This is a genomic window from Thermostichus sp. OS-CIW-33, from assembly GCF_054059615.1.
The window spans coordinates 16,794-40,202 of sequence record NZ_JBSSCH010000016.1 but is presented as its reverse complement, the minus strand read 5'-3'; the positions used below and the strand labels follow the sequence as shown (position 1 = coordinate 40,202).

At 57.7% G+C, this 23,409-nt stretch carries 25 protein-coding genes, 1 tRNA gene and 1 pseudogene; 16 read left to right on the top strand and 11 right to left on the bottom strand.

What is annotated here, in order from left to right; translation table 11 throughout:
* Window positions 1-178: 178 nt before the first annotated feature.
* Window positions 179-868 carry a response regulator transcription factor gene (locus ACVWZG_RS11110; RefSeq protein WP_457407061.1) on the top strand — a complete coding sequence of 230 codons (690 nt, stop codon included), beginning with the start codon at window positions 179-181 and terminating at the stop codon, window positions 866-868.
* Here the strand turns inward: ACVWZG_RS11110 and ACVWZG_RS11105 are convergent.
* A complete protein-coding gene (locus ACVWZG_RS11105) occupies window positions 854-1,117 on the bottom strand; it encodes a ParB N-terminal domain-containing protein (RefSeq protein ID WP_414358160.1) in 264 nt (87 codons plus the stop codon). The two genes, ACVWZG_RS11110 and ACVWZG_RS11105, sit on opposite strands and share 15 nt — an antisense overlap.
* A gap of 148 nt (window positions 1,118-1,265) precedes the next feature.
* Here ACVWZG_RS11105 and ACVWZG_RS11100 point away from each other — a divergent pair, with 148 nt between their 5' ends.
* The 3 genes from ACVWZG_RS11100 to ACVWZG_RS11090 all read left to right on the top strand — a co-directional run bounded on the left by ACVWZG_RS11100 (window position 1,266) and on the right by ACVWZG_RS11090 (window position 3,405).
* Window positions 1,266-1,700, top strand: a complete 435-nt coding sequence (locus ACVWZG_RS11100; RefSeq protein ID WP_457415376.1) for a hypothetical protein — start codon at window positions 1,266-1,268, stop codon at window positions 1,698-1,700.
* 137 nt (window positions 1,701-1,837) lie between these two features.
* Window positions 1,838-2,320 carry an ABA4-like family protein gene (locus ACVWZG_RS11095; RefSeq protein ID WP_457407056.1) on the top strand — a complete coding sequence of 161 codons (483 nt, stop codon included), beginning with the start codon at window positions 1,838-1,840 and terminating at the stop codon, window positions 2,318-2,320.
* 464 nt (window positions 2,321-2,784) lie between these two features.
* Window positions 2,785-3,405, top strand: a complete 621-nt coding sequence (locus ACVWZG_RS11090; protein WP_011432681.1) for a biotin transporter BioY — start codon at window positions 2,785-2,787, stop codon at window positions 3,403-3,405.
* 404 nt (window positions 3,406-3,809) lie between these two features.
* On the opposite strand, the gene gshB is transcribed toward ACVWZG_RS11090, so the two are convergent.
* The gene (gshB, locus tag ACVWZG_RS11085) at window positions 3,810-4,757 is read right to left on the bottom strand and encodes a glutathione synthase (RefSeq protein ID WP_457407055.1); all 948 of its coding nucleotides are present in this window, start codon (window positions 4,755-4,757) and stop codon (window positions 3,810-3,812) included.
* Window positions 4,758-5,011: 254 nt separating this feature from the next.
* Here gshB and ACVWZG_RS11080 point away from each other — a divergent pair, with 254 nt between their 5' ends.
* Window positions 5,012-5,740 (top strand): pentapeptide repeat-containing protein, encoded by a 729-nt coding sequence (locus ACVWZG_RS11080; protein ID WP_238376916.1) that lies wholly within the window; start codon window positions 5,012-5,014, stop codon window positions 5,738-5,740.
* 39 nt (window positions 5,741-5,779) lie between these two features.
* Here ACVWZG_RS11080 and rpmB read toward each other — a convergent pair whose 3' ends face one another.
* Window positions 5,780-6,016: a 50S ribosomal protein L28 gene (gene rpmB / locus ACVWZG_RS11075; RefSeq protein ID WP_011431026.1), complete on the bottom strand. Its 237-nt coding sequence runs from the start codon at window positions 6,014-6,016 to the stop codon at window positions 5,780-5,782.
* A gap of 24 nt (window positions 6,017-6,040) precedes the next feature.
* A complete protein-coding gene (locus ACVWZG_RS11070) occupies window positions 6,041-6,403 on the bottom strand; it encodes a hypothetical protein (RefSeq protein WP_414344659.1) in 363 nt (120 codons plus the stop codon).
* A gap of 165 nt (window positions 6,404-6,568) precedes the next feature.
* On the opposite strand from ACVWZG_RS11070, the gene ACVWZG_RS11065 reads away from it, so the two are divergent.
* From ACVWZG_RS11065 to ACVWZG_RS11045, 5 genes are all read left to right on the top strand, one after another.
* Window positions 6,569-7,681: a dockerin type I domain-containing protein gene (locus ACVWZG_RS11065; RefSeq protein ID WP_414382614.1), complete on the top strand. Its 1,113-nt coding sequence runs from the start codon at window positions 6,569-6,571 to the stop codon at window positions 7,679-7,681.
* Between the two features lie 368 nt (window positions 7,682-8,049).
* Window positions 8,050-9,186, top strand: coding sequence for a LabA-like NYN domain-containing protein (locus tag ACVWZG_RS11060; protein WP_457407052.1), 1,137 nt, complete (start codon window positions 8,050-8,052; stop codon window positions 9,184-9,186).
* Between the two features lie 224 nt (window positions 9,187-9,410).
* On the top strand, window positions 9,411-10,028 hold the full coding sequence (locus ACVWZG_RS11055; protein WP_011432688.1) for an HD domain-containing protein: 618 nt from the start codon (window positions 9,411-9,413) through the stop codon (window positions 10,026-10,028).
* Between the two features lie 70 nt (window positions 10,029-10,098).
* Window positions 10,099-10,536 carry a peroxiredoxin gene (locus ACVWZG_RS11050; RefSeq protein ID WP_457407050.1) on the top strand — a complete coding sequence of 146 codons (438 nt, stop codon included), beginning with the start codon at window positions 10,099-10,101 and terminating at the stop codon, window positions 10,534-10,536.
* Between the two features lie 48 nt (window positions 10,537-10,584).
* On the top strand, window positions 10,585-11,412 hold the full coding sequence (locus ACVWZG_RS11045) for a M15 family metallopeptidase (protein WP_457407049.1): 828 nt from the start codon (window positions 10,585-10,587) through the stop codon (window positions 11,410-11,412).
* Window positions 11,413-11,518: 106 nt separating this feature from the next.
* Here ACVWZG_RS11045 and ACVWZG_RS11040 read toward each other — a convergent pair.
* Window positions 11,519-11,590 (bottom strand) — tRNA-Gly (locus ACVWZG_RS11040).
* A gap of 152 nt (window positions 11,591-11,742) precedes the next feature.
* Between ACVWZG_RS11040 and zds the strand changes: the two genes are divergently transcribed.
* The 3 genes from zds to ACVWZG_RS11025 all read left to right on the top strand — a co-directional run bounded on the left by zds (window position 11,743) and on the right by ACVWZG_RS11025 (window position 14,722).
* Window positions 11,743-13,182, top strand: a complete 1,440-nt coding sequence (gene zds / locus ACVWZG_RS11035) for a 9,9'-di-cis-zeta-carotene desaturase (protein ID WP_457407047.1) — start codon at window positions 11,743-11,745, stop codon at window positions 13,180-13,182.
* A 355-nt stretch (window positions 13,183-13,537) separates the two neighbouring features.
* A complete protein-coding gene (locus ACVWZG_RS11030) occupies window positions 13,538-14,110 on the top strand; it encodes a Uma2 family endonuclease (protein ID WP_414408086.1) in 573 nt (190 codons plus the stop codon).
* 39 nt (window positions 14,111-14,149) lie between these two features.
* The gene (locus ACVWZG_RS11025; RefSeq protein WP_457407046.1) at window positions 14,150-14,722 is read left to right on the top strand and encodes a Uma2 family endonuclease; all 573 of its coding nucleotides are present in this window, start codon (window positions 14,150-14,152) and stop codon (window positions 14,720-14,722) included.
* A gap of 77 nt (window positions 14,723-14,799) precedes the next feature.
* On the opposite strand, the gene ACVWZG_RS11020 is transcribed toward ACVWZG_RS11025, so the two are convergent.
* From ACVWZG_RS11020 to ACVWZG_RS11000, 5 genes are all read right to left on the bottom strand, one after another.
* A complete protein-coding gene (locus ACVWZG_RS11020) occupies window positions 14,800-16,170 on the bottom strand; it encodes a cytosine deaminase (RefSeq protein WP_457407072.1) in 1,371 nt (456 codons plus the stop codon).
* Window positions 16,171-16,244: 74 nt separating this feature from the next.
* On the bottom strand, window positions 16,245-16,574 hold the full coding sequence (locus ACVWZG_RS11015) for a YggT family protein (RefSeq protein WP_457407044.1): 330 nt from the start codon (window positions 16,572-16,574) through the stop codon (window positions 16,245-16,247).
* 170 nt (window positions 16,575-16,744) lie between these two features.
* Window positions 16,745-17,113, bottom strand: a complete 369-nt coding sequence (locus tag ACVWZG_RS11010; RefSeq protein ID WP_011432696.1) for a hypothetical protein — start codon at window positions 17,111-17,113, stop codon at window positions 16,745-16,747.
* Window positions 17,114-17,161: 48 nt separating this feature from the next.
* Window positions 17,162-18,934, bottom strand: coding sequence for an ABC1 kinase family protein (locus ACVWZG_RS11005; protein WP_414350152.1), 1,773 nt, complete (start codon window positions 18,932-18,934; stop codon window positions 17,162-17,164).
* A gap of 121 nt (window positions 18,935-19,055) precedes the next feature.
* Window positions 19,056-20,342, bottom strand: coding sequence for a glucose-1-phosphate adenylyltransferase (locus tag ACVWZG_RS11000; RefSeq protein WP_457392343.1), 1,287 nt, complete (start codon window positions 20,340-20,342; stop codon window positions 19,056-19,058).
* A gap of 125 nt (window positions 20,343-20,467) precedes the next feature.
* Here ACVWZG_RS11000 and ACVWZG_RS10995 point away from each other — a divergent pair, with 125 nt between their 5' ends.
* The 3 genes from ACVWZG_RS10995 to sat all read left to right on the top strand — a co-directional run bounded on the left by ACVWZG_RS10995 (window position 20,468) and on the right by sat (window position 23,116).
* Entirely contained in the window at window positions 20,468-21,250 is a 783-nt protein-coding gene (locus tag ACVWZG_RS10995; RefSeq protein WP_414350153.1) for a ParA family protein, read from the top strand.
* Window positions 21,251-21,390: 140 nt separating this feature from the next.
* The gene (locus tag ACVWZG_RS10990) at window positions 21,391-21,759 is read left to right on the top strand and encodes a hypothetical protein (protein WP_414329683.1); all 369 of its coding nucleotides are present in this window, start codon (window positions 21,391-21,393) and stop codon (window positions 21,757-21,759) included.
* 166 nt (window positions 21,760-21,925) lie between these two features.
* On the top strand, window positions 21,926-23,116 hold the full coding sequence (gene sat, locus ACVWZG_RS10985) for a sulfate adenylyltransferase (protein ID WP_457407042.1): 1,191 nt from the start codon (window positions 21,926-21,928) through the stop codon (window positions 23,114-23,116).
* A 108-nt stretch (window positions 23,117-23,224) separates the two neighbouring features.
* Here sat and ACVWZG_RS10980 read toward each other — a convergent pair.
* A pseudogene (locus tag ACVWZG_RS10980) lies at window positions 23,225-23,326 on the bottom strand (copper amine oxidase); the annotation flags it as partial.
* Between the last annotated feature and the right edge of the window lie 83 nt (window positions 23,327-23,409).

Genomic DNA, 23,409 nt, shown 5'->3' with positions numbered 1-23,409 from the left:
AATTCCCCATCTTTACAGCCACCGTGGTTCTCAGCTTTCAACCAGACCACTTCTGAAACCACTATCATGGGTTCAGTCTCCGTAGCCAAATGACGAATCCTGTCCGTCTCCCTAAAATAGCGACAGATAACGGGTAATAGCGCTTTACCCTTTTCCTTGACAGCCTCCTCGGGTTCTCATGAAGCGTGTACTGGTCGTAGATGACGATCCCCTCTCCCTGAAGGTGCTGAGCCGCCACCTGACTCAGCATGGCTATCGGGTTTCTACAGGCGCTTCGGGTGTAGAAGGGTTGCGTCTGTTTGCCCAAGAGCAGCCGGATGTGGTGGTTTCAGATGTGGTGATGCCGGAAATGGACGGCTTCGAGTTTTGCCGACAGCTGCGCCAACAGCGCGGCGGCGAGCTCGTCCCCTTCATTTTTCTCTCTTCGCGGGGAGAGATCGATGACCGAGTTCAGGGCTACGAGCGGGGGGCGGATGACTACATCATCAAGCCCTTTGAACCCCTGGAGTTGGTGGCCAAAATCGAGGCCCAGATTGAACGCTCCCGCCGCACCCAATCGGAAATTCTGCGGCTGATCCAACAGCAGTCCCAGCCAAAACCGGAAGCGGCCCCCCGACCCACTCCACCCGAATTGCCCCTGACCCCTGCCGAAGAGCGGGTCTTTCGGGAAGTCATTCGCGGCTTCACCAACAAGCAAATCGGCGAGAAGCTGTTCATCAGCCCGCGCACCGTGCAAACTCACCTGACCAACATCCTCAGCAAGCTCTCTCTGGAAAATCGCTCACAACTGGTGCGTTTTGCCTACGAACGGGGCTACACCGCCCAAGAGGAGCCGGGCCAGAAGGGATCCCTTTCAGGCCAGGTGTAGCCTCAAAACAGCACGTGGCGCTTTTCGCACCCGGCAGGGGATCCGCTCCTTGCCCAAGCGGACAAATGCCTCGTAGCGATGGCAGCCGGAGAACCCATAATACTCCCCTTCCACTTCCAAAACCTCAATGGGCTCCTGCAGACCGATTGCTTCGATAGAAGCCATCAGCGCCCGCACCTTATCCGGATCCGTTTGCCGCGGCAAAGGGCGGCGAATTTGGGCAAGGGGAATCTCGCGAATCTGCGCCATGTTGAACTTTCTCCCTAAGCAAGCTACTTAATCATACTCGTTATGACTTTGCTCTATCAAGACTGGCAGAGGGGATGGATTCTCAGGCCAGAGCATGGCAGGATAACACCATTCCTCACTGCTCTCTCCCTCAGTAGCCAACCCAGCCATGTGGCAACTCCTCAAAGCCTTATGGGGAAAGATCGCCGGCCAAGCCCCCCCTGCACCCCCCGCTGCCGCGCCACGACCACCTCTTGACAAGAGGCTGGTTCAGCAGCCCTCTCCCCGGAATGTCCCTGCTGCAGAGGCCGCCCGCAAAGAAGAAGCCCCTGAGCCCACACCAGAACATCCCACCCCAAAAGTTGCAGTAGCTCAACGGGGTGAGGAACCTGTGGTGTGGATCCCTTCTCAGGAGAAATCCCCAGACTCTGTGGCAGTAGAATCCCCCATCGGCCCGGCTCAACCCACCTCTACCGCCAAAAGCATCAGCAGCTTCTGGGCCATGACCGACACTGGATCCCGGATTTCCTGCATTGCTGCCACCACCGACAGTGGCCGTGCGGTCAGCTCCATTGCGACTGCTAGGCTCCGCCAACCGGAATAGCGACCGGGATCCCTCTGGCTCCAGAAAAAACTTCAGGGCAAGTCAGGAATAACTCCCATCCATTTCCACCCGCTACTGCAGGGATCCCCAGGGGGCATTGGGCCGATAATGGACAGGTAGCGTTGGGGGTTCCAAGCATGCTGGAGATGATCTTTAACGGGGCCAACTGGTTTGCTCTGCCCTTTTGGGCAATGATGATTCTGTTGCCGGGTTGGAAGGTAACCCGCAAGGTGATGGAATCGCTTTTGCCCATCGCTATTTTGGCGGCGGTTTATTTGTATCTTTTGGTCACCGGGTTCAACGCGGATGTTCTCAAGGAATTTTCCAACCCTCAACTGTCTCTGACCAGCTTAACTGGCCTATTCAGTCAACCCTCTGTTATGGCGACGGGATGGGTCCACTACATCGTCATGGATTTGTTTGTGGGCCGCTGGATCTTCTTGGAAGGGTGGGATAAGCGAGTATGGACAACCCATTCCCTGATTTTGTGCTTGTTTGCTGGGCCTGTGGGTCTGCTCTCCCATTTGCTTACGGTGGCGATTGTACAAGCAACTCGCCAGAACCGGCCCAGTGCTCCTCAACCTGACAAAGGCTCAGAAGTGCCGCAAGAATCCATCTAGCCCCTGCTTGGCTTTATGGCTCTTTCCGATGCACAAGGTGCAAAATGAGCAGCGTGGGATCATCCTCGACCTCAACGTTGCTGCCACGCAGCTCCCCAGCGCTACGTACTCGCCAGCACACAGGGTGGTTCCCGAGTGCCTTTAGGTGCCGTTGTAAACAACAACCACAAAACCCACTGAGGTCGGATCCAACCGTCAGGCTGTCGGGTTTAGGGCCTACAGCCCGTTTACGCGAACAATGCGCCCTGTGCTGCTGTGGGCGAGAGCGGCTGACTACCCTGGCACTGCAGGCAGCGTAGCACAAAGCCGCTTTAAAGGGCGGGGCTTCAAACCCAGTTTTTCGGTAACCGAATTCTTGTATTCTGAAACCCTGACATACTCCCCGCCCTACTGGCTTGCTTCCGCGCAGCGATGGGACGGGGCCTTAAGCTCAGTCTTCGGGTAAACAGGAGTGCAAACCTCTCATGACTGCTACCTTTGTTCACACACCCTTGGCGCAAACTGTTCTGCCTCGCCCTTCCCGAACTCGGGATCTCCTGCTGGTTCTGGGGGGAAGTTTGTTCGTAGCTGCCTTGGCTCAGGTGCGGATCCCTCTGCCCTTCACGCCGGTACCGATTACCGGGCAAACCTTTGGAGTAATGCTGGTGGGGGCAGGCTTTGGGGCACGGCTGGGCTTTCTCACGTTGCTGGTGTACCTGCTGGAAGGGATCCTGGGATTGCCCTTCTTCAGCGGTGGCGGATCCGGGCTTGGCCACTTGGCCGGGGCGACGGGGGGCTACCTGTTGGCTTTTCCCCTGGCTGCAGGGCTGATGGGTTGGTTGGTGGAGCGCTGGGGCGTGGATCGCAACCCCTGGAAGATGGCGCTGGCGATGTTGTCCTGCTCGGCTCTGATTTTTTTGCTAGGAGCCACTTGGCTGGGGGTGTGGCTGAACCAGAATGTTGAGCCCACCTCGATCTTGGCCGTCCTCAACAAAGGGGTCTTCCCTTTTATCCCAGGAGACTTGGTGAAGTGCGGACTGGCGGCAGTGCTGCTGCCCACCATCTGGCGCTGGGTGGGTCGGGAAAGGCCACCGGCAGACTCCTAGCCCACTGGGCAAGAGCAGCAACTCTAAAGACCGCTCCGGCAAAGCAGAAGGGGCCTGGGATTAGCCTCGGGTCGGAAAATCTAAAAAAAAGATAACAGCTCCGAGGATTTGGCCTTTTTTCTGAGATTCTAAAAACTGTGCTCAATACGGTGTTCAATACGGCCTATTCATGGAGCTTTTCTTTACGTTGCTCTAGACTTTTATAAGTCGCTGACTGGTCGCGATAGAGCCCCCTTGTGGGGCTTTTTATTTTCTAGCTGCCGACCAAAAGAAGCTGATCTCAACCTTAAGCTATAATTATGTCTTTCTGAATTCATGGGATCCCTATGGATTCCCTGGATAGACGGGATCCCTGCCATGCAACAGACGCGCCGGATCCCAGAAGCATCCCGGTGGGTAGTCATTCAGTCCTTGACGGGCACCTTCTTTTCCAGCCACTGAGCCACTTGATCTGCCAGGTCAACTCCTTCCAACTGACAGAGTTCTCGCAGCATTGTTGGGCTGGTCACGTTCACTTCGGTTAGTCGTTCCCCGATAACATCAATCCCCACAAAATACAGCTTCTCCTGCCTGAGCACCGGTGCCAAAGCCCCGCAGAGAGCCCGTTCTTTTTCGGTAATCTTGGTTTTTTCCACTCGACCGCCGGCAGCAACATTGCCCCGAAAATCGCCCTCTCCAGGGATCCGATTGACGGCACCCAAAGGCTCTCCTTCCAGCAGCAAAATGCGTTTGTCTCCTGCCGCCGCCTGTGGCAAATACTCCTGCACCATCACAGGCAGCCGACCAAATTGGGTGCTCATTTCAATCAACGAGTTGAGGTTTGGATCCCCGGCATTGACCCTCAGGATCCCTTCCCCACCTTTGCCACCCAAGGGCTTGAGCACCGCCTGTCCTTCCTGTTCAACAAACTGACGCAGCAGACGCTTGTTGCTGCTGACGCGGGTGCGCGGGATCCACTCTTGAAATTGCAGGGCATAGAGCTTTTCGTTGGCCGAGCGGATCCCGGCAGGATGATTGAGCACCAGTGTGCGGCTGGGAGAGAGACGATCCAAAAGGTAAGTGGCATAGAGATAGGCCGCATCTACCGGCGGATCCTTGCGCATCCACACCGCCTGCATTTGGCTCAGGGGCAGCAGTTGCCGGTCTTTGACCTCATACCAGGGATCCGCTTGCAGATCCAACCGGATTTCCTCAAGGGATCCCCACGTTTCCCCTTGATCCCAGTAGAGATCCGCCAGGCCCAGGCAGAAAATGCGGTGTCCCCGTTTCTGCAGAGCTTCCATCAGGGCAATGCTGGTGTCATGGCCCACCTGCAACTGAGGCAATGGATCGACAATAAAAGCTACCTGCATGGGAGGTGTGGTTCACTGACGAAAGGCTGCCCCGAGTATGCAACAAATCGGAGCCGATTGTGCTCTGCTGGCAGGCTGTTTCCACAAGAGAAGACCCCCTCTGGAAAGCTCGATGCAGAGTTGTCTTTTTAATATCCTCTTAACCTCGACAGGCGACGCAAACGTTAGCTTGATAGGTGGAATCCCCAGTTGGCCCTCAGTTCTCGGCTGGGTTGACCGGATTTCTGGCCTAACCTGTGAGGAATGCTCCATCTGTGAGTGCTCCCCCTTCTCAACCCTCAGAGCCGGTTCGCATTGAAACCACGCGGGACTTGCTGGAAGCCTTGCGTGAGGGGCGCTCCCTGGTGGGTGCCAACCTGGAGAATGCCTACCTCTCGCGGGGCCTGTTCGACCGCATTCAGATGCCCAAATCCAATTTGACGCGGGCTAACCTGCGCTCGATCAGCCTGCAGCAAGCCGACCTACGTCTGTGCAACTTTCGCCGCGCTGAGCTAGAGCGGGCCAATTTTACCGCCTCAGATCTACGGGGATCCAGCTTTAGCCAGGCTCTGGGGGACTACAGCAACTTTACTGCCGCCAAACTGGACAAAAGCAGCTTTCAGGGGGGCCGTTTCAGCCATTCCATCTTTCGCGAAGCCAGCTTGGTGGCTGCTAATCTGGCGGAGGGGAACTTTTTTGCCGCCGACTTCCGCCAGGCCAACCTATCTCGCTGCAACCTCTCCCAGGCTGCCTTGGTGAGTTGCCAGCTTCAGTTTGCCAACCTAGAACAAGCCATTTTGGTGGGGGCCAACCTACGGGACGCTCAGATTGAAGATACGCTCTTCAGTGGAGCCGATTTTACCGATGCCAAGCTCTCCGATGAGACGCGCAAGCTCTTAATCGAGCGGGCCAGCGGCACCAACGAGCTTACCCAACGGGATACCCTCAACACCTTGCTGGCGGGTTTGCAGCCCAAGTCGCGTAAGCTTTTTGGCTTGCTGTGAGGTTGGAGCCGTCAAGGACAACCGGGCTAAAGAGAAAACTCAAAACTGGTTGAGGTCGATCCCGGCTTCCCGGGCCATGGCTCCTATACCCTTGGCCTTGAGAGTCTTCAAGGCTTTGGTGGAAAGGCGCAGACGAACAAACCGCTTACCCTCTTCCCACCAGATGCGCTTCCACTGCAAATTGACTTCCTGCAGGCGCTTGGTGCGCCGGTGGGAGTGGGAGATGGCAAAAGCGTTGTTGCGTTTCTTGTTGGTTAGTTGGCAGCGACGCGCCATGGGATCAAAGCAAACTCAGCCTAGCTATCGTAAGGCATCTTTTTGTTGGGCAGCAAGCTGAAGTTGACTTTGCAACTGGGCTAGCTCTGCCTTCAGTCGGTCAAAGGTTTGTTGGCAGTGGTTAACGCTTTTTAGGGGCAGCTCTTCATTTTTGGCAATGCAGGTCACCTGTACAGAGCCGTCGGCAGCCTGACGGGTGCGATCCACAAACACTTCCACCGTCACCAGTTTGGTGTGGGGATTTTTTCCGGGAGGCTCGCCGGCCACCCAATAATCAAGGCTGTTGTGGAGGATATTGAGTTGGCAGCGCTCCAAAACAGCGCGGATCGACTCGCTGAGCTGCTCGGCTGAGCCCACAAGCTGGGTAACGCAAGAGTATCGAGCCATAGAACAGGCAAGCCACCACGGTTATCCTACCATTAAGTTTTCGGCTCCTGCAGCCAAAGGCGAACCGGCAAAATTGCGCTCAAGAGTACTCTACACCGGCTCGGTCAACCCTGCTGCGAGGAGGTGAATTACGTTAGAACATGAACAACTCCCAGGAGAGTTGCCATGTTTAGGGTCTCCTGTTTGGCTCATTCTCTTTTGCTACTGGGATCCCTGGGCCTGGGTTGGATAGGCGTGTCTTTTGCCCACGCGCAGCCCTTTCAGGCGGGCGACCTGGATGGGGATGGCCGTTTGACGGTGCAGGATCTCAACCTGTTGGGGGCCTACTTGCGGGGAGAACGGGGATTGACCGACGACCAGATCCGAGCTGCCGATGTCGACCAGGATGGACGGATCACAGAAGCCGACTGGCAAGTGTTGCAGCAGCGCATTCAGGCAGCAACGGATGTGCCCACAGGACAGGTGCAGTTGGATTCCGCCTATTCGGGACAGGTGGTGGATCGGCTGACAGGGCAGCCCTTGGCCGGGGCGGAGGTGGCCATTCCGGGGGCGGGTATTTCGGTGCGCACCGATGCCCAGGGTCGGTTTCGCCTGCCAGGGCCACTGCCGGCAGAAGAAATTTTGGTGGCGCGGCTGGAAAATTACTTGCCCTATTCCCAAAGTACAGGCAACGGTCAAGCCAGCGGGGATCGGCCTTGGCAACTGCAGTTGGAGCGCTGGGATCCCAACACAACTTTGGTACTGGAGGCGAATGTCATCCGCCTGGGGGATAACCAGTACTCACCGGAATCGGCTGCCGCCGGGCAATTTCTGGGCCCTGCCCAAGGGGTGGAGATGACCCGCTCTTTCACTTTGCAACGCCTGCCTTCGCGCCCACCGGTTTTGCGGATTGGATCCCTGATTGGGTTGGATACTGCCGCCGCCTATCGGGCCGGCCAATCCCGGATCCCCAGTGCCAACATGTCTCCCATGCAGGTCATCCTGAACGGAGTGGAAGTCGAACAGATTCACCTGGGGGGAGATAACCTACAGATTCCCCTGCCGCTGCAACCTCTGCGCCTGGGCCTGAACACTGTTACCCTGCGCACCGGCAAAACCCTGATTCAGCCCCCCATGGTCACCCGTGGTCCCCAAGTGCCGATCAGCATTCCCCTTTTCGGGGGATCCCTGCACATCTCGGTGCCGCTGGGAGGTGATACAGTCATCCGGCACGGCGGAGCCTGGGTGGATCATGACGATGTGCAGTTGGCCAATGTAACCATCGAGATCCCCAACTGACCCTGCTCCGTTCAATGGTTTTACGGCCCATACCGTCAGCCAATAGCTTGGACGTTGAATCCAGGTTGAGCGGGCCACGGGGCCTGTCGGTCAAGAGGAACAAGTTTGAGCCTGCTTTCGATAACTGACTCGATATCTGATCCGTTTGCTCAACAAGGGAAATACGTTTGTCCAGCGATTGGAAGATTCCCCTTCCAATAGCAGGCATACTGCAGTTGCTGAATGGCTCCTCTTCGATGCCTCTGTGAGTTCTGTGCATCTTGCTCTGCAAGAGGGATCCCTGAGGTGGCCCATGTGAGTGAGGTGAAATCCTGGCAACCGAGCAGATCGATAACCCAAACTGAGGAGAGCTGACTATGAGTATGAGTATGAATAGGGCTTCTGCCTTCCCCTTAACCTGGCTGTGGACGGGATCCCTGGCCCTGGGGGTGACGGCCCTGGTGACCCGCCAAGTGATCTGGGGGCTCTTACCTTTGGCAGCAGCCTACCCTGCCATCCGCCGCCGCGAAGAACAGCTTGGCCAAGTTCTGGAACAGACCTGGACACAGCAGCAACAGACAGCAACCCAACTGGAGACCCTGCAAGCGCGTTTCGAGGTGCTGGACGCTCGGCTCACTGCTGAACCGTCCCTTCTGCAGCAGACCTTGGCTTCCCCGGCTGAAGCCATTCAAGAGCTCGAGCAGAAAGTAAAGGTTTTGGAGCCCATCTGGGTACAGCAGCAGCAGACGGCGGCCCAACTGGAAACATTACAAGGGCGGATCGACGCCCTCGAAGCTCGGCCCACGTCTCATCTGTCCGTGCGGCAACAGCTGGCCCCCATCACCCAGGCCATCCAGCAAATCCAGCAGCGGTTAAAAGCCGTGGAGCTGCGGTTGAATGCTCTGCCGGTATCCCAGCCCCAAGTGACTTTGGAGCAACTGGAGTTGGTGCAGGCGCAACTCCAACACCTGCAACAGCTTGTGGCATCCCAGCCGACCCCTGCTTTTCCGCGCAAAGCCCTGGGGGTGTTCATCGACGCGGCCAATCTCCACGCCAGCGCCCAACAGTGGGGATCCCATCTCGACTATCCCAGTCTGCTCAGCTGGCTGGCCCAGGGCAGATCCGAGATGGAAGTGCATGTCTACAGCGGGGTAGATCGCCACAACCTAGCTCAGCGTCGTTTCCTGCGGGAGTTGAGAAAACAGGGCTATCGGGTGGTCACCAAGCCGGTGGTGATCCACGCCGACGGCAGCCGCAAAGCCAATCTGGATGGGGAGCTGATCGTGGACTTGATGACGATGTGCTCCCACTACGAGACGGTGCTGCTGCTGAGTGGGGATGGAGATTTTGTGCCGGCCCTCAAGCATATCCGCCGCCAAGGCTGCCGGCTGGAGGTAGCCGCCTACAGGCCGAACACGAACCCGGCGTTAATTCGGATAGCCGACCAGTTCGTGGATTTGTGCGCTTGGCAGGGGACAGGAACGCTGGTGCCGCTGCCTGCAAAACAGACTCCGGCCACCGGCTGAACCTTGCCATCTCAGCACAGTTACATCGATCCCTGACTCCCCTCTCCCAAGGCAGGGAGAGGGGCTGGGGTTGAGGGTAGGCGGCACAGCGTCTTAACCTTGTTTGAAGTGATCAGAAGTGCTCATCTTCTCTAACCATTTTCTGATTTGCAGTCTCAACGCCTGAGACTCGCTTGGATCAACCTTGCCCCAGCAGTCAACTTAACCCCAATTGGAGAGTCCAGATGTCAACGCAACTCACACAGCGGTTTGTGCAGGCAATGCACTATGCCCATCGCTGGCATGCTTCTCAGACCCGCAAGGGAACCGGGATCCCTTACCTCAGCCATCTGTTGGCCGTAGCAGCCATCGCCCTGGAGCATGGGGCGGATGAAGATGAAGCGATTGCCGCTCTGCTCCACGACAGCCTAGAGGACGGCCCCCACAACACAGGCGAGCCCCGGGCCCAGATTGAGCAACAGATCCGGGAGCACTTTGGAGAACGGGTGCTACAGATCATCCTGGGATGTACGGATACCGAAAGCGATGGCTCCCGAGGCGAGCCCAAAGAAAACTGGAAAGAGCGCAAAACCGCCTACCTGAAGCACCTGGAAACGGCAAATGCCTCGGTTTTGTTGGTGGCCGCCTCTGACAAGCTGCACAACGCCCGCTGCATCTTGCGGGATTTTCGCCAACTGGGGGATGAACTCTGGCAGCGGTTTTCCGCCGGAAAAGAGGGATCCCTGTGGTATTATCGATCGTTGGCAGAGATTCTGAGGCGACGGCTGCCCGGCAATCTATCGGCGGAGCTTCAAGAGCTGGTGGCTGAGTTGCAATGCCAAGCTGGAGCGGTAATGCCTTGACAGAGACAAGCAGGGCTGAAGAAAATGCTGAGGGCAGCCCTATTCATCACACTTTTTGGGTCACGCACCTATGGTTCTCGCTGTTGGCACCCCTGCTCCTGTGTTTAACACCACTGACACCCAAGGCAACCAAGTCTCTCTGGCTGATTTTGCCGGGAAAACCGTAGTCCTCTACTTTTATCCCAAAGACGACACCCCCGGCTGTACCAAAGAAGCCTGTGGATTCCGCGATGCCTACGCCGACTACCAAAGCAAGGACGTGGTGGTGCTGGGGGTGAGCATGGACGACCAGGCTTCTCACCAAAAGTTCACCGAAAAGTACAACTTGCCTTTCCCCCTACTGGTGGATAGCAGTGGGGTGATTACCCGCGCCTACGATGTGGATGGGGGCGGCTATGCCAAGCGGGTGACCTACGTCATTGATGGCGAGGGCAAAATTGCCAAGGTCTACCAGAACATCAATACCGAAACCCATGCCCGCGATATTTTGGCGGATTTGGGTTTGTAGAAACGCTGCCTCTTTTCGGTACTCCTCGCTAGATCCCGGCCTTTGCGCATGAACGACGACATTCCGGTCGCCCGTCGCCAGTCCACTCCGGCGAAAAAAGCGCAAAGTTCGGTGCCTGCCCTGAGGTCCCGTCTAGTCTTGGGCCTGGTGCTGGTTGGGCTAGTGCTCCTGGCGGGTTGGGGGATAGAGAAGTTACCGGGATCCCAGCAGGCGGCGGATCCCCAAGTTCTGGAAGAAACCGGTCAGCCCCCTCTGCCGCAGCCAACTGTGCAGAATGGGCGAGCTTCCTTGCTGGGGCACTATGCCTATTCCGAAGCCCCTGCAGACAGCTTGCGGGTGGTGGGCAGCTACCGTGGTCGAGAGGTGCGCCTGCGCCAGGCGGCTGCCGAAAGTTACCTTCGCATGAGCGAAGCAGCTCAAGCTGCCGGGATCCGCCTTGTCCCCATTTCCGGGTTTCGCTCCATTGCGGATCAGGAATTCTTGTTTTTTCAATTGGCTCAATCCCGAGCCTTGCGACCCGAGGAACGAGCTGCTGTCAGTGCTCCCCCTGGCTACAGCGAGCACCACACTGGCTATGCCATCGACCTTGGGGATGCCGGGTTTCCGCAGTGGGATACTCAAGAAGCCTTTGAGACCACCCCGGCCTTCCAGTGGCTGCAGAGCAACGCGGCCCGCTTTGGCTTTGAGCTGTCTTTCCCCAGAAACAACCCTCAGGGGGTAAGCTACGAGCCCTGGCACTGGCGCTTTGTGGGCGACCGTGACAGCCTGGAGACCTTCTACGCTCCCCAAATCAAACCATTCCCAAATCAGCCCAATCAAACCGAGACCCCTACTCTCCCGTCTTCCAGAGGGAGAAGAGCTGGGAGTGAGGGCTGACTCCTTTGGGGAGAGAGGAAAGGGGGAGCTCCTTGGGACTACCGTCACGGCCCTCTCCCTTGCAGGGATCTCATTCCCCTCTTGAATGGGTTCACAAGCCTAAGCAAGCGGATGACGCGATTCGAACGCGCGACCGTCTCGTTGGCAACGAGAAGCTCTACCACTGAGCTACATCCGCGTCGGGAAATTTATGATGGCAAGTTTTGCGGTGGTTTGTCAAGTCAGGGATCCCTGGCGCATTTTGTTCCAGAATGAGAGAAGTTCATCTTTCTTTGCAGTTGCGCAAAGTCTGGGCGGGATCCCGGGCAGCGCCTGTTTGAGGGTATTGCTATGCGGGTAGCCATTATTGGGGCCGGATTGGCCGGGTTGGTGACGGCAGTCGATTTGGTCGAGGCAGGACACGAGGTGCAGCTCTACGAGGCGCGGCCTTTTGTCGGCGGCAAGGTGGGATCCTGGCAGGATGCCGATGGCAACCACATCGAGATGGGGCTGCACGTTTTTTTCTGCAACTACAGCAATTTGTTTGCCCTGATGAAAAAGGTGGGGGCCTACGAGAACCTGCTGCCCAAGCAACACACCCACACCTTTGTCAACCGAGGTGGGCAAACGGCCAGTCTGGATTTTCGCTTTCCCCTGGGGGCGCCTTTCAACGGCCTCAAAGCTTTTTTCACCACCGAGCAGCTCTCTTGGGCGGACAAGCTGCGCAACGCCTTGGCGCTGGGCACCAGCCCTTTGATTCGCGGCTTGCTGGACTATGAAGGGGCAATGCGGCAAATTCGCGCCTTGGATCGGATGAGCTTTGCCGATTGGTTTCGGCGGCATGGGGGATCCGAGGGTAGCCTGAAGCGGATGTGGAACCCGATTGCCTATGCCTTGGGCTTTATCGATACAGAGCAGATTTCTGCCCGCTGCATGCTGACGATCTTTCAGATGTTTGCCAGCAAAACAGAGGCCTCCAAGCTCAATTTCCTCAAGGGATCCCCGGACACCTATCTCACTCAGCCTATCGTCCGCTACATCCAAGCCCGTGGGGGCCAGATCCACACCCGCAGAGGGGTCAGCCGCATTGAAGTGAGCGACTCCTCTCCCTACCCCGTGACCGGCTTGCTCTTGACTAATGGAGAGCGGGTAGAGGCAGATGTGTACGTGTGCGCAGCGGCGGTGAAAGGGGCCAAGCGGCTGATCCCGGAAGTGTGGCGGCAGTGGCCACAATTCGACAACCTCTACAAGCTGGAATCCGTACCGGTGGCCACGGTGCAATTGCGCTTCGATGGCTGGGTGACGGAGCTGAACCCCCAAGGCCAGGCCAAACGAGCCAGCCAACACCCAGAGGCTCTGGGTATCGACAATCTCCTCTACACTGCCGATGCCGATTTTTCCTGTTTTGCCGATCTGGCCCTCACCAGCCCCGCCGACTACTACAAGCCGGGCCAGGGATCCCTGCTACAATGCGTGCTCACGCCGGGGGATCCCTTCATTTCCATGCCCAACGAGCAAATTGCCCAGCACGTGTTGCACCAAGTCCACGAGCTGTTTCCTTCATCCCGGCAACTGAACATGACCTGGTACAGCGTGGTGAAACTGGCCCACTCCCTCTATCGAGAAGCGCCGGGCATGGATCCCTACCGCCCACAGCAAAAGACCCCAGTACCCAACTTCTTTTTTGCCGGCAGCTACACCGCCCAAGACTACATCGACAGCATGGAAGGGGCCACCCTCTCCGGCCACCTGGCTGCTCAGGCCATTCTGGCTGCCCACAGGGATCCCTGATAGGAGGACTTTCACCTGATGGCACTTGACCCCTTTGACATACTCCCCGTCATAAAGGGCGAGGATTCCGGTTCCTGGTTCTGCTACGGCACTTCCTCTGTCGGGTTGCCCTCCCATTCGCGCCAGCGGGACGGAGCCCTTGAAGCCTGCACTCTCTCGCTTTAGCGGCGCGGAGCGCTTTGTGTCGGCATGAGTGTGGGAGTATGTCACAGTGGGTACCAGAAGTCTTGGCCCAAAGCCGAGAGTTGGGTAGAAGTCCAGCCCTTCGCGCCCCTCGCCAAAAAATACGCTCCATCCTAGGGGATCAATACGAGCCACAGGCCCCATACCCTGAGAGTTTTGCCCAGGAAGGATGATGATCGCCCTCAACCTGCAGCCGGCTGTGAATTTAACCGATGAAGTTTTCGAGCAGCTCTGCCGGCGGAATCCTGAGCTGCGCCTGGAACGCACCGCCCAAGGAGAACTGATCGCCATGGCTCCTGCAGGCAGCGAAAGCAGTCGTCAAAACTTGAGCCTTAGCGCCCAGCTCTGGCAGTGGAACCGGCAAACTCAGCTTGGTGTGGCCTTTGACTCTTCCGCCGGTTTTGCCTTGCCCAATGGGGCCATTCGCTCTCCCGATGCCGCTTGGATGCCCAAAGAGCGCTGGCAGCAGCTCACCCCAGAGCAGCGCCGTCGGTTTGCTCCTCTGTGCCCTGACTTTGTGCTGGAACTGAAGTCTCCTACTGACGAGCTGGCCACCCTTCAGGCCAAGCTGCAGGAGTACCTGGACAACGGATCCCAACTGGGCTGGTTAATCGACCCGGAAAGCGGGAAGGTCTATGTCTATCGCACAGGTCAGCCGGTGCAAGTTTTGGAGCGACCTACCAGCTTGTCTGGGGATCCCGTTCTCCCTGGCTTTGTGGTGGATCTCACCTTAATCTGGGAATAGTGCTCCCCACGCTCTAAAACTGCCCACCAGGATGAGCTCATGATTGCCCTCAACCTGCAGCCGGCTGTGAATTTAACCGATGAAGTTTTCGAGCAGCTTTGTCGGCAGAATCCTGAGCTGCGCCTGGAACGCACTGCCCAAGGAGAACTGATCGCCATGGCCCCTGCAGGCAGCGAAAGTGGATTCCGCAACGCCGACCTACTGGGCCAACTTTGGCAGTGGAATCGACGCAAGAACTTAGGTCTTGTCTTTGACTCTTCTGCAGGTTTTGCCCTGCCCAACGGGGCCATTCGCTCTCCCGATGCCGCCTGGGTTGCCAAAGAGCGCTGGCAGCAGCTCACCCCAGAGCAGCGCCGTCGGTTTGCTCCCCTCTGCCCTGACTTTGTGCTGGAACTGAAGTCCCCTACCGATGAGCTGGCCACCCTTGAGGCCAAGTTGCAGGAGTTCCTAGACGACGGATCCCAGCTGGGCTGGTTAATTGACCCGGAAAGTCGCCAAGTCCACGTCTATCGCCCCGGTCAGCCGGTACAAGTTTTGGAGCAGCCTGTGAGTTTGTCTGGGGATCCCGTTCTCCCTGGCTTTGTGGTGGATCTCACCCTAATCTGGGGATAACCGACCCACCTTTTTCCCAGGTTGGGGAGAAATGTCAGGGATCCCCCCGCTGTTTCACTGCTCAAAATAGCCCTGCTCTACTGCTTGGAGCCAGAACTAACCGCTGCTCCCACCCTCTCCATTAGGTCGTCCAGCTCGCTGTAGTCCGGCAAAGTGGTGTCGATGGCCTGCCCCTGACGCAACACCACCCGGTCATGTTGGGGTCGCGAGAGCAGCTCGTCAAAGCCACGTCCTTTGAACAGCACCAGATCTGCCGGCAGCCCCACCCCAATTTGCCCTCGCTCGGTCAAGCCCATGATGCGGGCAGGGGTGGTGGTAATCGCCTGTGGCCAATCCCCATAGGGGGTATCCAGGTGCAAAATGCGGGTGGCCTCCCGGAACACCTCCAGGCCGTCGTGATCCCCAAAGCCATAAAAGGGATCCCGGCAATTATCGCTGGCTATCATCACCGGCACGCCCAAAGCCTTCAGCTCATGCAACAGCGTCACTCCCCGCCAGCGGGGGGTATGGCCGGGGTTACGGGCTTGCAAATATAGGTTACACATGGGCAGGCTGACCACGGCAATTCCCGCCTCTCTGACCAAGGCCATAGTCTTGTGGGCCACCTCCGGCGGTTGCACGGCCAGGCTACAGCAATGGCCACACACCACCTGATGGGGAAAATCGTTGCGCAAGGCCGCCGCTGCTACGTGTCTCAATGTGAGGGATCCGGGATCATCCGTCTCATCCGTATGAAAGTCCAGATTCAGGCCCCGCTCCTTGGCCAGGGCAAACACCCGATCCAACTGTCGATCCACCTCTGGCCCCATCGCCACCACTCCACCTAGGATCCCGCCCACTTCCGCCACCTTGTCCGCCAGCTTTTCTGCTGCAGGGGTGAGAAAGGTATCCAAGCTCAGAAGCGTGACCGCCTGGAGTTCCAGCTTGCCCGCCCACTCTCGGCGCAACTGGACAAACACCTCCCAGTTGGCCCCCATAACTTGAGGGTTCTCACAGGCCAGATGGGTGCGCACCGCCTGGGATCCATGGGCATAGCTGCAGCGCAAACCAAAGCTGAAGCGACGGTAGAGATCCTCCCGAAACTGCTCCGGATCCCCGTCATAGGCTTGCTTCATCTTCACCCAATCTTCCTGGCCGGCCTGCCTCGCCCCGGCAAAGGTACCATCGGGATTGGGGGTGCGCGGCCACACATGTCCCTTGTCCAGGTGGGTATGGATGTCCACAAAACACGGCCACACTTGGCCCCGCCTTAGATCCACGCTGGGGATCCCCTGGGGCGGGATCCCTGTTGCCAGCCGGATTTGGCGGATCTGCCCCCCTTCAATTTCCAGATCCAGCAACACCAGGTTATCGCGGTTGGGGACAGCCCCCCGCACCGCCTCCTTCAGTACCGACAGGGGAACCTGAGCATTCAGCAGCCAGTAGTGGGCAACGCCGGGGATCTGCACGGTGGGCAACGAAAAAGTGACTCCCAATCTTAAGGGGATCCGAGCCCCTCAGGAGGAATCCAGTGCTACAGCAGCTAGGCAAACTGGCCCACCACCTGCATGGCAAAGCTGAGCAAAATGAAGGCCAACCAGGGGGAAAAGTCCAAGCCGCCAATGGGGGGAATGATGCCGCGGAACAGGTTGAGATAGGGATCGGTGAGTTGGCTGAGCACCGACAGGATGGGGTTAGACCAGTTCAGTTGCGGGAACCAGCTCAGCAAAATCCGCACGATCAGCAGAGCATTGTAAATGACAATGAACTGGTAAAGGGAGCGGAACAGCAAAGACGCGGCAGTGCCGTAGACCAACCCCATGGAGAGGCCGTCCACCCAAGCGAGAGGAGACAACAAGTGACTGAGCATCATGGTTGGGAAAAGTAGGGAAACAACTCGATCAACTCAACATCCATTAAGCTGAAGCACCTTCGCCAGAGGCAGACCTGGCCCAGGATCGCAACTCAGCCGAGAGAGGATGGCAGAACCTAGAGAGGAAAGCCGCTGCCGCCTCTAGTTTGGCATGGACAGGGATCCCCTGCTCAAGGCTTTTCCTCAACAGCCCTGGAAGAGGTTTCCTTGACGAGCAATTGCGTGCGCATGGCCTGAATCGCCTCGTTTAACTCGGCAATCTTGGCCTCTAGAGTGCGGCGGGCTTGAGCAATGCGTTCTGCCTCATTTTCCCACTTCCTCCAGTCGCTGGACATGGCCGACTCACCCGAAGCACTGAGGCGCGGTCGTTCAGGGGCTACCGAGGTGCCGTTGAGACGATCCGGATCCCGGCGTTGGCCTTCGGCGGATCCCTTTCTGAGTCGAGGGGCAAGCACAAACCCAATGACCCCGCCGATGATCCCTCCCAACAGGGCGCCAGTCACTACACCCGCAATGAAGTCACCTTTCTGATCTGCCACGCTTTTGTCCAGCTCAATAACAATAAACTTGAGTCATCTTCTTCCGTTCTACCTTTCCTGTCCCACTCCTGCCAGCAAATCCGACCAGGGTTGAGGTGGCCGCCAGCGGCTGAGATGTTCCAGATGGGCTTGCACCTGCTCCCTCAACTCGGCAAGCGTGTGTTGCAGATCGCCGGTCGAGGGTAGGGATCTCAGCGTTGCCTGCCAGAGGTAAGCTGGGGAAAGTTCAGGGCTGAGCAACTGCCACAAACGCTGCAGCTCCTCAAAGTGAAGGCGATCATCTTCTGTGAGGGAAAGCACCAACTGGCGGCGCAGATCGCGGGCCTCTTCCGACATCAGGTAGCGCAAGCCCATTTGGGCGGTGGGTAACCAATCCAATCCCCCATCGCTGCGGGCAATTTGAATCAGGTTCTCCAGGCGGTTCCAGCGGAACTTACCATCCTTGATCAACACTTGCAGCAGCCGTTGGCGAATACGCGGCGATTCATCCGTCAGCAGGCGCTTGGCCACATAGGGATAGGCCACACCGACGATGCGGAACTGGGGATAGAGGCTGAGGGCTACTCCCTCTTGGGTCACCAAAGAGCGGATCACCAGAGCAAAGTGGGAGGGCACCTGAAAGGGGTAGCGGTACATCAAGTCGGAGAACTGATCTGTGGCCGTTTTGAAGTTAAAGTTGACCACCTCTTGGGTCAGCACGTCTGCCAGCACCTTTTCCAAGGCGGGGATCAGCTCTTGGCGGCCGACATCCGACTGCAAAAAGCCCAGATGAATAAAGTCATCGATCAGGGCGTTGTAGTCGCGATCCACCAGGTGAACCAGAGCATCCACCAAGTACTCCTTCATTTCCTCGGTAAGCTGATCCATCATGCCGAAATCGATGTAGGCCAAGCGACCATCGGCCAGGGCGAACAGGTTGCCCGGATGGGGATCCGCGTGGAAAAAGCCGTATTCCAGCAATTGCTTAAGGGCAGCAACCACCCCGATGCGCACCAATTGTTTCACCTCCAGGTTGGCTGCTCGAATGCGCTCCACATCCGTCAGCTTGATGCCGTCGATCCACTCCAGGGTCAGAACCCGGCGGCTGCTGTAAGCCCAGAAGATGCGCGGCACGTACACATCCGGATCGTCGCGGAAGTATTCGGCGAAGCGCTCGCAGTTTCGCCCTTCGTGCAGGTAGTCGATCTCTTCAAAAAGCTTGCGGCCAAACTCATCCACCACCGCCGTCAAAGTACTGCCCAGGTTCAAGGGCAGCCAGGGGCCCAGCCATGTCGAGGCCCAGCGAATCAGGTACAGATCCAGGCTCAACTGCTCTCGCAGATGGGGTCGCTGCACCTTCACCGCCACCCATTCGCCGCTGTGCAACTGCGCTTTGTAAACCTGGCCCAAACTGGCAGCAGCCACCGGCTCTGGAGAGATCTGGGCAAAGATCTCGGCAATCGGACGGCCCAACTCGGATTCGATGCGGGCAAATGCTTGCTCGGAAGGAAATGGCGGCAGTTGATCTTGCAGTTGGGTGAGTTCTTCTAGGTAGTCTTTGCGCACCAGATCGGGGCGGGTGGAGAGGGCCTGCCCCACCTTGATGAACGTTGGCCCCAGGTCGGTGAGCAGCTTTCGCAACTGCACCGAGCGCCGTCCCACATTGCGATCAGTGTGTCCCCACAGTTGATCCCAGCGCAAACAGAGGACAAACCACAAGAAAGGCCAGAGAATAGCCAGCGCCCGACCGATCACTTGGGGCAGGCGCCAGCGGTAATAACGGCAGATCAATTGCGGATCGTAAACTTCCAAAGCGGCAACGGATGAAATTCTACTAAACACACTCCAGCGATCTCACAGTCTTTTGTTTTAAAGCTCTCGGTATCCATCTTAACAGAAAAAGCCTCGCCGTTTCTGTGCCTCACCCGGCCCCATTCTCGGCCAGGGCCGGCCTGTTTCCCCCTCAAATGATGGTGTTGTCCGGGATCACCGAGTCTTTGATGATGGTGACGATGCCGTTGCTGATCCAGATCCCTTCCTCTTCCCGCTGCGCTTCGGTGACGTGATCCTTGTTGAGGATGCGGACATTGCGCCCAATGCGGGCATTCTTATCCACGATGGCGTTGACAATGTGAGAGTTGGCCCCGATGCCCACCGGTGGGATCCCTTCCTCCAGCCTGGCCTGTCGCTCTTCTGCCGACTCGTAGTAATCGGCTCCCATCACCAGGGTGTTTTCGATGATGGTGTTGGCCTCCAAGCGGCTGCGAATGCCGATGATGGAGTTGCGAATTTGGGCGTTTTTGATGATGCAGCCATCGGCGATCATGGAGTTGACAATCTGGGAGTCGAGGATTTTGTTGGGGGGCAAAAAGCGCGGGCGGGTGTAGATGGGCATTTCGCTGTCGAAGAAGCTGAAGGGCGGGTTGGGCTGCTGCACCAGTGCTAGGTTGGCCCGGTAAAAAGCCTCGATGGTGCCGATGTCTTCCCAGTAACCCTTGAAGAGGTAGGCTTGCAGATGGTACTTGCCGATGGCTGCCGGCAGCACCTCTTTGCCAAAGTCGGTGTGCTCCTTGACTTTGAGCATCTCGATCAGAGCTTCTCGCTTGAATACATAGATGCCCATGGAGGCGATGTAGGGCTTGGCTTTGGCTTCTTCCGGGCTGAGGCCGAGGGCTTGGGTGTCCACCTGACAGGCTTTCAGCAGATCTCCTGTTGGCTTTTCCTTGAAATCCACAATGCGACCGTTCTCGCCAAGCTTGAGCAAGCCAAAACCCGAGGCCACTTTTTCTTCACAGGGGAGCACCGCCAGCGTCACATCGGCCCCAACCTGCCGGTGATGCTGGATGAAGGGGCGGTAGTCCATGCGGTAGAGGTGATCCCCAGACAGGATGAGGAAGTCCCGCGGCTTCCAGGAGTCCATCAGCCAGAGGTATTGGCGAACGGCATCGGCGGTGCCTTGGAACCAATCGGGATTGTCAGGGGTTTGTTGGGCCGCCAAAACGTCCACAAAGCCGCCTGTGAAGGGGGACAAGCGGTAGGTGTTGACGATGTGGCGGTTTAGAGAGGCCGAGTTGAACTGGGTGAGGACGTAGATTTTTTCGATGTCGGAGTTGATGCAGTTGCTGACCGGGATGTCGATGAGGCGGTATTTGCCGGCCAGGGGCACAGCGGGTTTGGCGCGGCGCTTGGTCAGGGGATAAAGTCGGGTGCCACGCCCACCTCCCAAGATGATCGCCAGTACATCGCGCATGGTTGTCCTCCACCAGGCTACACCCAATAGCATAGACTGCTGCGGGGCCACCTCAACGACTGTCCTGTCGGATCTGGCCGGGCTGCTCGGAAAGGGGAACAAGTTGGCAAAACGGGGGGGAGCTGATGGCGCGCATCCTGGCCTTTACCAACAACAAAGGGGGCACCGGCAAGTCCACCCTCTGCGTCCACGCGGCTCAGTTGACGGCCCAACGGGGATACCGAGTTCTGCTCATCGATCTCACGTCCCAGGCCACTGCCAGCAGTCTCTACTTGGAAGAGGCCGGATCCTTGCCGGCACCGGAAACGGTTTGGGCCAGCTTACACCCGCAACACCAACGTCCTCTGGAAGAGGTGATCTACTGCACCGACAAGGGGGTAGATGTGGCGCCCTCCCACAGCACCATGGCGGAAGTGGCGGCCCAACTGGCTGCTGCTGGAGAGATGGGGCAGAATCTGTTGCAGCGCCAACTGGATCCCTTGCTGCCGGACTACGACTTCATCTTTCTCGATACGCCGGGAGAACTGAATGCTCTCACCGCCAATGCCCTGCGGGTGGCCCAGCGGGTGTTGATCCCGACACGGCTCAACCGCGCCGATTTCTCCTGCACGGAAGTAACCTTGCGCTACATTGAGGCCCTGAAAGGCCAGCTAAGCCAAGCCCGCGCCATTTTGACAATGCTGGATGACCGCTATCTGCCGGGGGGCATTTGGTCGGGATCCCATACCGGGCAATTGTATGTGCAAGCGCAACAGATTTTTGCGGATGTGCTTTCACCCGTTACCATTCCAGATAGCAGCGATTTGCGCATCGCCTTTGACTACGGCTTGACGGTGATGGACTATCGGCCTGGATCGGCGGTGTGTCAGCGGCTGCTACAGTTTGTTGAACGCGAGGTGCTCTTGTGACTGGATCTGACCGCAGCCTCTTTCCTTCGTCGGGGGAAACTTCCCGCCGCTCCGGCGGAATTCGGCGCAAGGCCGGTGCTAAAACCAGTTCAGAGCCCACCTCCGCAGAGTCTACTCCCACAGGCGAGGAGCCGACAACGATGTCTTCTCAGTCTCCCCCAGAACCAACCCCAGAATTGCCGGAAATTGCAGCCCTCAAAAGCCAACTGGCCGAAGCTCAACAACTCTTGCAAGACTACCAAAACAAAGTCTCTACCCTGCAAGCTCAATTGCAGCAGGTTACTGCCCATCGGGACGAATTGCAAAAGGCGCTGGCGCAGTTGCAAGCGGTTGCGGACGAGCGGGCCAAAACCATCCAGGAGTTACGGAAACCCAAAGAGCAAGCCCCCATCATTCAGCCCAAACCCCAATCCTCGCCTCTGCACGCGCAAAAGAAGATCATGAATCGGCCCATCTTCGACAATGTATCAGCCACTGATGAAAGCATGCCTCCCTATCTGCTGGATTGACTGGGATGGAGGGGATCCCTAAGGGCGTGATTTGGATGGGGTCTCCACCTGTTCTGCTCCCTCCTGTTTTCAGCCCGACCTGTGCTTTTTTCCCTGCTTCCTGGAGATCCGGGATTCGATAGCTGGATATTGGATTTGGACAACCGTCGTTCTCGCTGCCCTTCTCATGAGCCAATCTCCATCGACTCTCCCTGCTGGTGATGCCATTCCGCCCCACGGGGGCACCCTGATCAACTGCATTGCCCCGCCTGAGCAGGCGCAGGAGCTGCGTTCCAAAGCCGAACATTGCCCCATTCTTTATCTCGACGAGCGGGCCCAATCGGATCTGGAGATGATCGCCATTGGGGGCTTCAGCCCGCTAACGGGGTTTATGGGGCGGGAAGATTACCAGACAGTTCTGGAAACAATGCACCTGGCCAATGGCTTGGCTTGGTCGCTGCCGGTCACCCTGCCGGTCTCCTCAGAAGTGGCAGCGGGTCTGAAAGAGGGGCAAATGATTGCCTTGGCCAGTGCCGAGGGCAAGATCCTGGGCCTACTGGAGCTGACGGAGAAATTCACCTACGACAAAACCCGCGAAGCCCGGCAAGTTTATCGCACCACCGATGAGCAACATCCAGGGGTAAAGGTGCTCTACGAGCAGGGATCCGTCTATTTGGCCGGCCCCGTCACCCTCCTGCAGCGGGATCCCCACCCTCTTTTTCCGGCCTACCAGATTGACCCGGCCCAATCGCGGCAACTGTTTCGGGAAAGAGGCTGGAAAACCATTGTGGGCTTTCAAACCCGCAACCCCATCCACCGCGCCCACGAGTACATCCAAAAATGTGCCTTGGAAATTGTGGACGGGCTGTTTCTGCACCCGCTGGTGGGGGCTACCAAAAGCGACGACATTCCCGCCGATGTGCGCATGCGCTGCTACGAGGTGTTGATCGAAAAGTACTACCCCAAGGAGCGGGTGATCTTGGCCATCAATCCTGCGTCGATGCGCTACGCCGGCCCCCGCGAGGCCATTTTCCATGCCCTCATTCGCAAAAACTACGGCTGTACCCATTTCATTGTGGGACGGGATCACGCCGGGGTGGGGAACTACTACGGCACCTACGATGCCCAACACATTTTCGATGAGTTCCAGCCGGGGGAGCTGGGCATCATTCCCTTGAAGTTTGAACATGCTTTCTATTGCACCGTCACCGGCACCATGGCCACGGCCAAGACCAGCCCCAGCCAGCCTCACCAGCGCATTCACCTCTCAGGTACCAAGGTGCGGGAAATGCTGCGCCGCGGTGAAGTGCCCCCGCCGGAGTTTTCTCGACCAGAAGTGGCCCGGCTGCTGGCCGAAGCCATGCGAGAGCGGGGTTAACCCTGGGAATCTCCCTAAGTGGCAGTCAAAAAGGGCCTGGGACAGACCAGACCCTCTGTATTGAAAGTTGTATTGAAAGTTGAACTTGAACCAGATTCCAGTCGAGTATCAGGCCGGCTCCGCTAGATTGATTGTCGGGTTGCGGTCGAAGAAGCCCCAAGGTACCAGCCTAAAGCCCGTTCTGTGTACAGGCATGACGGGCCAATCCTCATCCCATGAAAAAACCCCTGCCCAACGGCATGGGGAGAATGTATGATGGGGAGCCCGCGTTTCTACAGAACTCCCTCGAAGTT